Genomic DNA, 13,037 nt, shown 5'->3' with positions numbered 1-13,037 from the left:
TTTTAAAATAAAGGTGAGACGAATCCTTCAGATGGATCCGCCTCAATTATTTTTAGCCGCGTAGTTCTTGAATACGAGCCATCACGATATCTCTCTTTTCCAGATAGTCTTTCTCCTTGGCTCGTTCTTCAGCGATCACCTTTTCAGGTGCCTTTTTGATAAAGCCTTCATTGCTTAGTTTCTTTTGTACTCTGTCGACTTCTTTATTCAGTTTATCTAATTCTTTTTCAAGCCGGGCCATTTCCTCGTCAATATTGATTAATCCCTCAAGCGGAAGAATGATTTCAACGCCGGTAATAACTGAGGTCATGGCCTTTTCCGGGATGTCAATATCTGTGCCCATTTGTAATGTTTCCGGATTACAGAACCGCTCGATGTAGGCCCGATTTTTCTCAATAGCATTGAGAATCACTTCGTCCTTTGCTTTTACAAGCATTTTGATTTTTTTGCTTAACGGTGTATTTACCTCCGCCCGGATATTTCGGACAGATCGAATCATTTCCATTAACAGCTTCATTTCCTTGGCAGCGTCGTCATCTGACAGTTCCGGTCTTACTTCCGGCCATTTTGCTACTGTAATCGACTCACCTGAATGCGGCAGATTCTGCCAAATTTCTTCCGTAATAAACGGCATGAATGGATGCAACAGGCGCATTGTTTGATCCAATACGTAGGCCAGGACTGAACGTGTTGTTTTCTTGGCCGTTTCATCTTCGCCATACAACGGCAGCTTTGCCATCTCAATATACCAGTCGCAGAGGTCATCCCAAATGAAGTTATAAAGAGCACGGCCGACTTCCCCAAACTCATAGCGGTCAGAAAGCTTTGTGACATGGTCAATTGTTTCATTCAAGCGCGTTAAGATCCACTTGTCGGCGACCGACTTTTCGCCGCTGAAATCAATCTCATCATACGTTAAGCCATTCATATTCATCAAAGCGAAGCGGGAGGCATTCCATATTTTATTAGCAAAATTCCAGACTGCTTCAACCTTTTCCGTACTATAACGCAAGTCCTGCCCCGGCGATGTTCCGGTCGATAAGAAATAACGCAAGGCATCGGCGCCATATTGGTCAATGACCTCCATCGGATCGACCCCATTACCAAGCGATTTACTCATTTTCCTTCCTTGTTCATCCCGGACTAGGCCATGAATGAGAACGTCCTTAAATGGCCGTTCACTTGTGAATTCGATCGATTGGAAAATCATCCGCGAAACCCAGAAGAAAATGATATCATAACCGGTTACGAGTACATCTGTCGGGAAATAGCGCTTAAAATCTGCCGTTTCCGTGTCAGGCCAGCCCATTGTCGAGAATGGCCATAAAGCGGAACTAAACCATGTATCTAAAACATCCTTGTCCTGTTCCCAATTTTCGCTATCGGCAGGTGCTTCATGTCCAACATACACTTCACCCGTTTTCTTGTGATACCATGCCGGAATCCGGTGCCCCCACCATAATTGTCTCGAAATGCACCAATCACGGATATTTTCCATCCAGTGCAGATAGGTCTTTTCAAAGCGGTCCGGGACAAAGTGAACCTTGTTTTCTTTCTTTTGCCATTCAATCGCAGCTTCTGCGAGCGGCTTCATTTTGACAAACCATTGCGTCGACAAATACGGTTCGACAACAGCACCGCTGCGCTCCGAGTGGCCAACAGAATGAAGATGGTCTTCTATTTTAAATAACACGCCAAGCTCTTGCAGGTCCTTTACAATTTGCTTGCGGCATTCAAAGCGGTCTAACCCTTGATATTTGCCGGCCTTTTCATTCATCGTTCCGTCTTCATTCATTACCAGAATGCGCTCCAGATTGTGGCGGTTACCGACTTCAAAGTCGTTCGGGTCATGTGCCGGAGTAATTTTTACCGCCCCAGAACCAAAGTCCATATCGACATAATCGTCGGCCACAATTGGAATTTCCCGGCCAACGATCGGCAGGATCACCGTTTTCCCAATTAAATGCTGATAACGTTCATCGTCGGGATGAACGGCAACGGCTGTATCCCCAAGCATTGTTTCCGGTCGTGTTGTCGCAATTTCAATCGTACCTGATCCATCTGCTAACGGATATCTCATATGATAAAAGGCACCTTGAACGTCCTTGTAAATAACCTCAATGTCAGAAAGTGCCGTTTTCGTTGAGGGGTCCCAGTTAATGATATATTCGCCGCGGTAAATCAACCCTTTCTTATAAAGGGTAACAAATACCTCACGAACCGCCTTTGACAGTCCTTCATCAAGCGTAAACCGTTCGCGCGAATAATCGAGCCCTAAGCCTAATTTTGCCCACTGTTGGCGGATGTGGGAAGCATACTCTTCCTTCCACTTCCACGTTTCTTCGACAAACTTTTCCCGGCCGAGGTCATAACGGCTTTTACCTTCGCTGCGGAGCTTAGCCTCAACCTTCGCCTGTGTTGCAATTCCGGCATGGTCCATACCGGGCAGCCAGAGAACATCGTAGCCCTGCATTCGCTTCATCCGGGTGATGATATCCTGCAGGGTTGTATCCCAGGCATGACCTAAATGCAGTTTCCCGGTAACATTCGGCGGCGGGATCACAATGGTATAGGGCTGTTTTGATTCATCATCCTTGGCTTCAAAAAATTTCCCTTCAAGCCACCACTGATAACGACCTTTTTCAATCGTTTGCGGATCGTATTTGGTGGACATCTTCACTTCTTGTGTTTCCATCTAACATTTACCTCCTTTAATGATTGCCATCAACGTAAAAAAACCCCAATCGTCATAAAAGGACGAATGGAGTTTGCTTCGCGGTACCACCTTTTTTCCAATCAAGTACTTGATTGGCACTTCAACAGATAACGGATTTCATCCGTCTTCCATTACTCAGTCCAGTATGGATCCTTTTCACAGAAGAAGCTCTTGGGCGACCTTCCGATGTTCTGCTTAGGAAATCTTCCAGCAATTGATTTCCCTCTCTTGAAGCAGGGTGGCATCGTACTCTTCCCTGTCACTGCTTTAGTTTTCAGTTATATTGTTTATACTATCCAAAAGAGCTGGTTACGTCAATCATGTTGGCCAAATTTATTGTTTTTTATACGATATGCTGTTTTCGGAAATGTGCACACAACTTGGGAATATACATAAACTATAATAACTTGGGAAAGGGGAGGTTATCGGTTGAGGAATTTACAGAAATATAAATACCGTCCCTGGTTTCGAACGTTTCGTAAATGGAGCGGACAATTAATCATTCCCTTTATTATTTTCCAGTTCATCCGCACGATTTTTCTGCCGACCATTTTTGATGTCTTATTGTTGTCCTTTTTTATCGTGATTGCTATTTCCATCTATTTTGAAATCATATAAGGAGCCTAACCTGCAGACTTACTGCTGCTGTTGGGCTCCTTCTTTCGCTTCTTGGGCAAGTGCCTCGTTTGCCTGCTGCTGCTGTGTTTCAATTTCTGTCATCCGCATGACGACATACTCAGTATTTTTCAAATGCCAGTAGCGCTGCTGCAGCTGGCGGACATATTTTAATTCATTTTTCCGACGCTGTTTGCGGTAATATTTTTCCACCGTTTGTATCAACGGAATCGGATAGGCTAAATAACTGTAAAATAATTGTTTTTCTTCTTCTTTGAAGGGAAAATATTTAAAATAATGATAAAGCAAATCAATGGTGTCATCGCTCCGCCTTGGACTCGTATTTAACGTCCGGGATATATATGGCAAAAGGTCATGGATCGGCGAGCCATAGGCCGCATTTTCGAAGTTGATAAAATAGCCGTACCCCCGCTCATCAAACAAAAAATGGTCGGTTGATAACTTCCCATGGGTAACGACCATACGAGCTTTATCATGTTCCTTTGTAGTTTCATACCACTCTTCAAACTTCGCTTTAGAAAAGCGAAGCGCTTGGCTGATTTCATTGTAATATAAGCAAAATAACAACTCAAAAGGCGACATATATGTCTTTCTTTCACAAACATCGATAAAGCCGTTCAAGAATTCTTGATGTTTTTCCAGCTGCTGAATTGTTTTTTCGTAATGTTCGAGCCTTTCTTCTTTGTTGATCATGATTTCCTTTGCGGAAAGAGAATGGAGCCGTGCCAACTCTCTGAACAACTGACGGCTTTTGGGATCGCGGTTTTCGTTTGCCAGCCATGGCATCAGATAGTAAAGATAATGGTCGTGCAGCACCGCATATCTGCCATCCATTGTCGGGTAAATGGGCACAATCCGATTAAACCCTTTTTGATATAAAAAGTGAACATGACGGATAAAATCAGTTCCGCATGCAGGGGAGATCTTTTTTAAAGCAAATATGCCCTTGTTTGAATATATCTTTTGAATGGTGCCAAAATCTTCAATAAAATACGGCTCAACTTGATATTGTTGAAGAATAGGTGCTACTGCTTCCAGACGATTCGAGTCATCCATGCGAACTCAACTCTTTCTTTCAAAATAGCAAAGTAAATAATCCGTAAAAGAAGGAGCAGGTCCTTTGAAACCCGCTCACTTATATTCCTCTAACGCATTATTTTTTTGCCAGTGTTGCGGGAACATATAAAACTTGCCCTTCAAATACATCCTGATTCAATTCTAAATTGTTTACCCGAAGCAGGTTTTGCACGGAAACGTCATAACGTTTAGCAAGACTTTCGACCGTATCGCCTTTTTGAACAATGCAAACCTTTAATTTGACCTGTGCAGTTCCTTCATCCTTACGGGCAAAAAACTCCGTCAATGTCATCGTTTTAGTTTTAGAGAATAGTTTTTTCTTTTTATCTTTCGGCGTATCCTCAGGGGAAGAAGATGAGCTTTCATCCTCGTGAACATAGTCAACCTCTTCATTTTCAGCGACGATTTCTTGCTCGATTTCAACCTCCACTTCGATCGGCTGTTTCTCTTCGCTTCTAGCTTCCTGTAAAGGCCAGACAGGCTCGCTAACAGAAGGATTATATTCTTGGAAATGCCATGAAGGCTCTGTCGCTTCATGATCAGCCTGTTCCTCTTCCTGGTAATGAAAGGTTGGAAACCTTGGAATAGTCGTTTCCGGTTCTCCCTCCTGTTCTTTTCGTGCTTCTGTTTCAAATAATAAATCATTGGCAGGATTCTCGGCAATGGACGGCTGATCCGCTACGGTTTCGTCCTCTTCTGGGGAATCATCGCGCGGAAGAACCTCAAACTCCTGTGCCTGTTGCTGTTGATGGTTTGACTCAATTCCATGAAGACCGCTTATGTTCAGTTCTGCCGTCAGCTTTAAACAACTGCGCTCAGGTATGGAATAGTCAAACGATTCCACAAGGACATCAATATCATAAATACTCTGAATCCTATTATTTGGAATGGTTATATCAACTGGGAAGTGATGGGAAAATTCGCAATTTCCCCCCTCTCGTTCGGATACCGTCTCAATAAACTTGTGCGAGGTATAACCTTCCCCCTCGCTTTCATTGTCTGCTTCACAACTTTTATATTCTCCGGTAAGTACAAGCGTTCCACGTATCGTTACATACTGATCATTTTCCTGGATTGTTATATCCGGGTCGAGCGAAATGGACAGCAGTTCCTCGACTTCCTGTCCTTTTCGAAACCACAGAGATTCCTCCAAGGAAAATCTTAGTGATGATTGATTCTCCTGGGACAAAGCGACTCCTCCTTTCCTTTCCTTCACGCAAAATCACTATGTCACTTACAATTTATGAATATCTTCTTTTATTTATGATTATTTTTAGGTAAAGTCAGGGAGGGCTCCATTTTGTACCTTTTTATGTAAAATCGCTACGGAGTTTTGTAAAATTGATAAGTAATTTTGTAAAATTATGCTTGTTTTTTGAAAAATAACCTCTGAATTACGTAAAAAAACCAGCACGTTGAAACCACTCGCATAATGAAAAAACACCCGCCATGTTTGACGGGTGGGAAGTCCAACCATTATTTAAGCTTCGAGAACGCAACCTCTGCCGCTTTAATGGTTTTGTCGAGATCCTCATCGGAGTGTTCCGTTGACAGGAACAATCCTTCAAATTGGGATGGTGGCAGGAAAATGCCTTGATCAGCCATTTGCCGATAGTACTCTGCAAAAAATTCCAGATTCGATGTTTTTGCTTTTTCGTAGTTGATAACGTCTTCATCAGTAAAGAAGAAGCCAATCATCGAGCCGGCGCGGTTAAAAGTAATCGGAATATCATATTTCTCAGCCGCCGCCTTAAAGCCCTGTTCAAGCTTGTCACCTTTGTTGATAAACTCCTCATAGTGAGCTGGTGTCAGCTGACTTAATGTTTCATAGCCAGCGGTCATTGCCAACGGATTTCCTGATAATGTTCCTGCTTGATAGATTGGACCGCTCGGGGCTATTTTTTCCATAATTTCCGCTTTGCCGCCGTAAGCTCCAACCGGGAGACCGCCGCCGATTACCTTGCCCAGGGTAGTGAGATCCGGTGTAATGCCAAAATAGCCTTGAGCACACTGATAGCCAACACGGAAACCTGTCATAACCTCATCAAAAATCAGCAAGGCCCCGTACTCGGTCGTAATATCTCGAAGTCCTTGCAGAAATCCTGGCAGCGGCGGCACAAGCCCCATGTTGCCGGCAACGGGCTCTACAATGATACAAGCGATATCTTTGCCATATTGTTCAAAGGCGTATTTTACCCCTTCGAGATCATTATATTGAACAGTGATTGTATTCTTGGCAATACCTTCAGGGACGCCCGGGCTGTCGGGCAAGCCTAGTGTGGCAACACCGGAACCGGCTTTAATCAATAACGAATCACCATGACCGTGATAGCAGCCTTCAAATTTTAAAATTTTGTCACGGCCAGTATAGCCCCGTGCCAAGCGAAGCGCACTCATTGTGGCTTCTGTTCCGGAGTTCACCATCCGGATAATTTCAATTGAAGGTACCCGTTCTTGGACCAGCTTGGCCAGCTTGTTTTCCATCAATGTCGGGGCACCAAAGCTTGTTCCAAGCTCAGCTGTTTTTTTCAACGCTTCCACTACACGATCATTGGAGTGGCCGAGAATGAGCGGTCCCCATGACAGAACGTAGTCAATATACTCATTGCCATCAATATCATAAATCTTCGAGCCTTTTCCCCGCTCCATGAAAATGGGGTTCATATTGACAGATTTAAAGGCACGAACCGGGCTGTTTACACCACCCGGCATGAGCTTTTGGGCTTCTTTAAATGCTTCAATCGATTTTGTAAAGATGCGCATCCTATTCCCTCATTTCAATAATTTATTGGTCTTCTTTTAACCAGCGAATCGCGTCTTTTGCATGATAAGTGATGATGAGATCGGCACCTGCTCGCTTCATCCCTGTCAGCATTTCCAAAACGGTGCTCTTTTCATCAATCCAGCCGTTTTGCGCGGCCGCTTTAATCATTGAATATTCACCGCTGACATTGTAAACAACCACTGGCAGGTTAAAGTTATTTTTAATATCACGGACAATGTCCAAGTATGGCATACCTGGTTTGACAATTAAGAAGTCAGCTCCTTCAGCAACATCGGATTCTGCTTCTCTAAACGCTTCTAAACGGTTGGCCGGGTCCATTTGATAGGTCTTGCGGTCGCCGAATTGGGGCGCGCCTTCTGCTGCTTCACGGAATGGCCCGTAGAATGACGATGCATACTTAACGGCGTAGGACATGATCGGAATTTCTTTAAATCCGGCTTCGTCTAATCCGGCGCGAATTGCCGCAACAAAGCCGTCCATCATGTTGGATGGGGCAATGATATCGGCTCCGGCTTTTACTTGGCTGACGGCTGTTTTAACAAGCAAATCAAGTGATTCATCATTTAAAATTTTATCACCTTTAACCATTCCGCAGTGACCATGGCTGGTATATTCACACAGGCAGGTATCAGCAACAACAAGAATGTCCGGAAAATGTTTTTTAATGAAGCGGGTAGCTTCTTGGACGATCCCGTGGTCATGGTATGCCTGACCGCCGCATTCATCCTTTGTTTCCGGGATCCCAAATAATAAGACAGCCTTAATTCCATGGGCAGCGATATCTTCCATTTCCGCTTCTAGATTATCCAATGATACTTGGAACACGCCGGGCATCGAGGAGACTTCCTTACGGATGTTTTCGCCCTCGTATATAAACAGCGGGTAAATAAAATCATCCGCGCTTAAGTGATTTTCTCTCACGAGTGCGCGCATGCTGGCACTTGACCTTAACCGGCGATGACGTGAAAATTGCAGTTCCATTGTTCATACCTCCCAAAATAATAAAAATATGTTTTATGATTAATTTGATAGACTGTCGCATGACACCTGTATACTGGCGGGATAACCTTCTATTACTGTCAGATGACAACCGTTTACTGTCGCTTTACCAGTTACGGTCAGATTACCTTTTTTTCTGACCTATGGCATCCGTTAATGATGGCCCTTGCTCTTCCAGAAACTCGGCCAAGCTCTTCAACATTTCCTTCACCGTATACTGCTTGGGTGAGACATGAATCGGCAGCCCGTATTCGCGAAGCCGCTTTTCGGTAACGGGGCCGATGCAGCCGATGATGCAGCCGTTTAGTTGTTCCAGCAACCCATTTTCACGGACTACAGCCATCAAATGATCGACAGTGGATGGGCTGGTAAATGTGAGAATATCCAGCTGCCGACGGCTCAGCGCTTCTGCCAGCTTTCTGCGGCTTTCCTCCGGCAAATAATTTTCATAAATAACCACTTCATCGACCTCGGCGCCTGCCTTAGCCAAGGATAATCCGATATAATCACGGGCAAGATTCCCTTTTGGAAGTAACACCCGAGCTCCTTCATGAACATACGGGTTAAATTCCTCAACAAATGTCTCTGCTACATACACAGAAGGCACAAATTCTACCGGCACAGCTTTTTCCTTTAACGCGGCTTCGGTTCGTTTTCCGATCACCGCAATTTTCGGCAGCTTAGCCTCAGCCTTTACAAACGAAAAAAAGGTTTCAACCGTAGTATTACTTGTAAAAATGATCCAGTCATATCTCTCAAGCCTGGACAAACATGCCTCAAAATACTGATTTTTTTCAAGCGGACGAAAAGCAATCAGCGGGATTTCGACGGGAATCCCTCCGTATTCTTCAACCAGCTTAGAGAAGGATTGGGCCTGCTCTCTGCTTCTCGGGACGAGAACGTTTTTATCAAGTAATGGCAGTGCCTTGATCATTTTTCCTCAAGCTCCTGCTTCACTCGGTCGATTAAGTCCTTGGCTCCTCTTTCAATCAAAATATCAGCAGCTTTCCTACCAAGCTCTTCCGGGTTGTGCCCGCTTACTTCCTCTTTAAGAATTTGCCGGCCATCCGGCGTTCCTACCAATACATTTAGAACAATCTCATCGTTATTGGCGATAAACGCATAACCGGCAATCGGAACTTGACAGCCGCCCTCCATTTTTTGCAGGAAGGCCCGTTCTGCCCGGACCGCTCTTTCTGTTTTTTTGCACGTAAATTTTTTAAATAGCTCCAGCAATTCTTGGTCGTCTTCGCGACATTCAATTGATAAGGCCCCTTGGCCTACGGCCGGGATGCAAATATCCGTGTCTAAAAATTCTGTTACAATATCAGCCGACCAGCCTAGGCGGGAAAGGCCGGCCGCTGCTAAAATGATGGCATCGTAATCTTCTGTCTCCAATTTAGCTAATCTGGTATCGACATTGCCGCGAATCCATTTTATTTCTAAGTCTGGCCGTTTGGCCAGCAGCTGAGCGCTGCGGCGCAGGCTGCTTGTTCCGATAATCGCACCGGGTTTTAGATCTGCTAATTTCACATGGTCTTTTGAAATTAAAGCATCGCGGTGATCTTCACGGACAGGAACACAACCGATTGTCAGCCCCTCCGGCAGGACAGCTGGCATATCCTTCATGCTATGGACCGCCATATCAATCTCTTTGCTCAGCATCGACTGCTCAATTTCTTTGACAAATAGGCCCTTGCCGCCTACTTTTGACAGCGTCACATCTAAAATTTTATCGCCTTTTGTGACGATTTCCTTTACTTCAAACTCCAAGCTTGGCTCAATCTTCTTCAGCTGGTCCATTACCCAGTTGGTTTGTGTTAATGCTAATTTACTGCGTCTGGAACCTACAATAATTTTTCGCATAATTGCCTCCTCGTGTCATGAGTACCATAAATGAAAGGACGATAATTGCCCAAATAAGAAAAAGTTAATTAAAACAATTAAAAACGAGGCTACATTCCACAGGGCCAATTTTTTTCCTGATTGATCTTTTACAGTACGTAAATATAAATAGAAACTATAAGCAGTTAGCAGAATAAACGAACCGATGATTTTAATATCGTACCAAGGCATGCCGGGGAGCTTGAGGAACGCCCACTGCAAACCTAAGATCAAACTTAATAGAAGCATCGGGACACCAATTACTGCCATTATGTATGACAACCTCTCCAGCTTCTCCAGGTCGGCGAGCCGTAAAAGTCTTGTACCCCATTTCTTTTTCTTTAATAAATCATATTGCAGTAAGTATAATAGCGAAAAGACAAAGGACAAGGAAAAGGCCCCGTAAGACAGAATCGCCATCGTAATATGAATCAACAACAATTCAGACACCAACTGTTGTGCCATTACATGAGAATGAGAGGCAGTTGGGGCAAATGTGTGAATTGCCATGACAATAAACCCTAATATATTCATAAAAAAAACAATAAAATCAACCCGTAATATCCGATTTATAGCAAGTGACAAGGTAACTAAGACCCAGGCATAAAAATAAAGACCCTCAAATATTGTGAGAACTGGGAATCTCCCCGTTTCTTTCATATAAAGAATGAGGAAAATGGTTTGCAAAACCCATACAAATGCAAGTAACCAGAAGGCAACCCGATTTGCCTTCCGGTTATGATAAATAAAATCGAAAAAATATAGTAATACACTTAAGGCATAAAGAACAACCGTTACTTCATGCACCCTCGTCATAGAGACGCTAATCATAGCGAATGGCCCCCTTATGACTGAAAGGAAGCCTGCGCTTCTTTAACCGGCTGTTTATTCTTTTTGGATGAAATCGCTTGTTGATTCTTTACCAGATCTTCAATATTAAAGATCTTCATAAAGAAATCCAAGGCCTGTTCACGATCAGGTCTTGCCGCCAGTTCCTTTGCTTGGAGAATCGGATCTTTGAGCATTTGATTAATAATACTTTTTGTATGTTTACTTAAAACTTTTTTATCACGGTCCGATAAATTGGGCAGCTTTCGTTCCAAGCTGACCATTGTCTCAGCTTGAATTGCCAATGCTTTTTCCCTAAGAGCAGAAATAACTGGAATAATACCGAGCATGCTCAGCCATTGATTAAATTCAACGATTTCCTCTTCAATCATGAGCATGATATTGGCGGCAGCCTTTTTCCGTTCCTCTAAGTTGGCTTCAACAATTCCCTCGAGATCATCAATATCATATAAAAAAACATTTTCAAGTTCGGCAAGCTTTGGATCAAGATCTCGCGGTACGGCAATATCCACTAGAAATAACGGTTTACCCCGCCGCAGCTTTTCAATCCGCGATACCCGCTCTTTTGTTATCACAAAATCCTTTGCACCAGTTGAACTGATCAAAATATCAGCTTCCACCAGTGATTTTTGCAATTCATCCATCGTTCTTGCTTCGCCATTAAAGCGGCTGGCAAGGTCTTGGGCTTTATTAAACGTTCGGTTGATTACTGTCACTTTTCTAACGCCATTGCCGTGCAAATTCTGAACGGCCAATTCTCCCATTTTCCCAGCACCCAAAATAACAACATGCTTATTCTCAAGCGAACCGAATATTTTCTTTGCTAATTCAACTGCTGCATAGCTGACCGAAACGGCATTGGCCCCAATTTCTGTGTCGGAGTGAGCCTTTTTCGCTAACGTAATCGCTTGCTTAAATAAGTGATTGAATACAGAGCCGGTTGTGCCATTGGTTTGGGCCTCCATAAAGCTTGTCCGTACCTGTCCAAGAATTTGAGTTTCCCCTAAAACCATGGAATGAAGACCGCAAGTTACCTTAAATAAATGTTCCACTGCACCGTCGCCGTCATAAATGAACAAAAACGGAGAAAACTCTCCCTGCTCGATTCCAAACCATTCCGCTAAAAATTCTTTAATATAATAGCGGCCAGTGTGTAATTGATCAACAACAGCATAAATTTCCGTTCGATTACAAGTGGACAAGATAACATTTTCCAGGATGCTTTTCTTTTTGTTTAATAATTTCATCGCATCCACAAGATCGGTATCATTAAATGTCAACCGCTCGCGAATTTCGACAGGGGCTGTTTTATAATTAAGACCGATCACCAAAATATGCATTTGTTCACGTACACCCCCATTAAAATATACAGTAATCCAATTCTAATCTTAACATGCCCATTTTTGTCCAAATTGTTAAAATTGTGAACAAAAAATGACACTTTATGTTAATATAGAAAATTGAATAAAGAAGTTTTATAATTAATATTCTCCCTTTGTACAGTATCAAAAAATTCGACATGATTCAAGTGAACCTTACTGGAAGTGGTGTTTGAAATGAAAAATCAACGTATTTTCCCGGGGATTATTTTAATCGGCTTAGGTGCTTATTATTTATTGCAGCAGGCTGGGGTTTCCTTTTTTCAGCCATTTTCAACATGGCCAATCTTAATGATTATTGTCGGCACAGCATTTTTGGGTCAAGGGTATTGGGCAAATGATTCCGAAGCAATCCTTCCCGGGTTCATTCTGTTTCGGCTTTGGCCTTCATTTTCTGCTTGTAGGAAAATTGGCTTTCTGGCCTGATAACCAAATTGGAATGCTCATGTTAATCATCTCCATCGGTTCCTTTCTACGCTTTCAAAAAGCCAATACAGGCTTATTTCAAGCATTCCTGTTTCTCATCCTATCAGTACTGCTGCTATTTTATGACCAAATAGCCGACTATTTTGGACTATTGCAAAGCGGAGTGAGCTTTATCTGGAAATTTTGGCCTGCCCTCCTCATTGTGATTGGCCTCTATTTTCTTCTTAAAAAGAAAAAGTAAGGTGTCAGGCACTATGAAAAACATGGTGCCTGACACCTACATTTG

11 protein-coding genes and 1 other annotated feature are annotated in these 13,037 nt (G+C 43.2%); of the genes, 2 read left to right on the top strand and 9 right to left on the bottom strand.

Annotated elements, in window-relative coordinates; genetic code table 11:
- Positions 1-52 precede the first annotated feature (52 nt).
- Entirely contained in the window at positions 53-2,695 is a 2,643-nt protein-coding gene (locus RCG24_RS01095; protein ID WP_308078106.1) for a valine--tRNA ligase, read from the bottom strand.
- 55 nt (positions 2,696-2,750) lie between these two features.
- Positions 2,751-2,988, bottom strand: a binding site (T-box leader).
- 157 nt (positions 2,989-3,145) lie between these two features.
- Between RCG24_RS01095 and RCG24_RS01090 the strand changes: the two genes are divergently transcribed.
- Entirely contained in the window at positions 3,146-3,334 is a 189-nt protein-coding gene (locus RCG24_RS01090) for a hypothetical protein (protein ID WP_308078105.1), read from the top strand.
- An 18-nt stretch (positions 3,335-3,352) separates the two neighbouring features.
- On the opposite strand, the gene ysxE is transcribed toward RCG24_RS01090, so the two are convergent.
- From ysxE to hemA, 8 genes are all read right to left on the bottom strand, one after another.
- The gene (gene ysxE, locus RCG24_RS01085; RefSeq protein WP_308078104.1) at positions 3,353-4,408 is read right to left on the bottom strand and encodes a spore coat protein YsxE; all 1,056 of its coding nucleotides are present in this window, start codon (positions 4,406-4,408) and stop codon (positions 3,353-3,355) included.
- Between the two features lie 97 nt (positions 4,409-4,505).
- Positions 4,506-5,618, bottom strand: coding sequence for a stage VI sporulation protein D (spoVID, locus tag RCG24_RS01080; RefSeq protein WP_308078103.1), 1,113 nt, complete (start codon positions 5,616-5,618; stop codon positions 4,506-4,508).
- Between the two features lie 287 nt (positions 5,619-5,905).
- Positions 5,906-7,192 carry a glutamate-1-semialdehyde 2,1-aminomutase gene (hemL, locus tag RCG24_RS01075; RefSeq protein WP_308078102.1) on the bottom strand — a complete coding sequence of 429 codons (1,287 nt, stop codon included), beginning with the start codon at positions 7,190-7,192 and terminating at the stop codon, positions 5,906-5,908.
- A gap of 22 nt (positions 7,193-7,214) precedes the next feature.
- Positions 7,215-8,195 (bottom strand): porphobilinogen synthase, encoded by a 981-nt coding sequence (gene hemB, locus RCG24_RS01070; protein ID WP_308078101.1) that lies wholly within the window; start codon positions 8,193-8,195, stop codon positions 7,215-7,217.
- 142 nt (positions 8,196-8,337) lie between these two features.
- Positions 8,338-9,147, bottom strand: a complete 810-nt coding sequence (locus RCG24_RS01065; RefSeq protein WP_308078100.1) for a uroporphyrinogen-III synthase — start codon at positions 9,145-9,147, stop codon at positions 8,338-8,340.
- Positions 9,144-10,079, bottom strand: coding sequence for a hydroxymethylbilane synthase (gene hemC / locus RCG24_RS01060; RefSeq protein ID WP_308078099.1), 936 nt, complete (start codon positions 10,077-10,079; stop codon positions 9,144-9,146). The genes RCG24_RS01065 and hemC overlap by 4 nt, the downstream gene beginning before the upstream one ends.
- 15 nt (positions 10,080-10,094) lie before the next feature.
- On the bottom strand, positions 10,095-10,928 hold the full coding sequence (locus RCG24_RS01055) for a cytochrome c biogenesis protein (protein WP_308078098.1): 834 nt from the start codon (positions 10,926-10,928) through the stop codon (positions 10,095-10,097).
- 14 nt (positions 10,929-10,942) lie between these two features.
- A complete protein-coding gene (gene hemA / locus RCG24_RS01050) occupies positions 10,943-12,286 on the bottom strand; it encodes a glutamyl-tRNA reductase (protein ID WP_308078097.1) in 1,344 nt (447 codons plus the stop codon).
- Positions 12,287-12,502: 216 nt separating this feature from the next.
- Between hemA and RCG24_RS21235 the strand changes: the two genes are divergently transcribed.
- A complete protein-coding gene (locus RCG24_RS21235) occupies positions 12,503-12,751 on the top strand; it encodes a LiaI-LiaF-like domain-containing protein (protein WP_374049113.1) in 249 nt (82 codons plus the stop codon).
- The last annotated feature ends 286 nt before the right edge of the window (positions 12,752-13,037 follow it).

Origin of the sequence: Neobacillus sp. OS1-32, assembly GCF_030915425.1 — a bacterium.
Classification (GTDB): domain Bacteria; phylum Bacillota; class Bacilli; order Bacillales; family Cytobacillaceae; genus Neobacillus; species Neobacillus paridis.
Note: the sequence above shows the minus strand (reverse complement) of the source record. Positions and strands in the feature narration are given on the sequence as shown.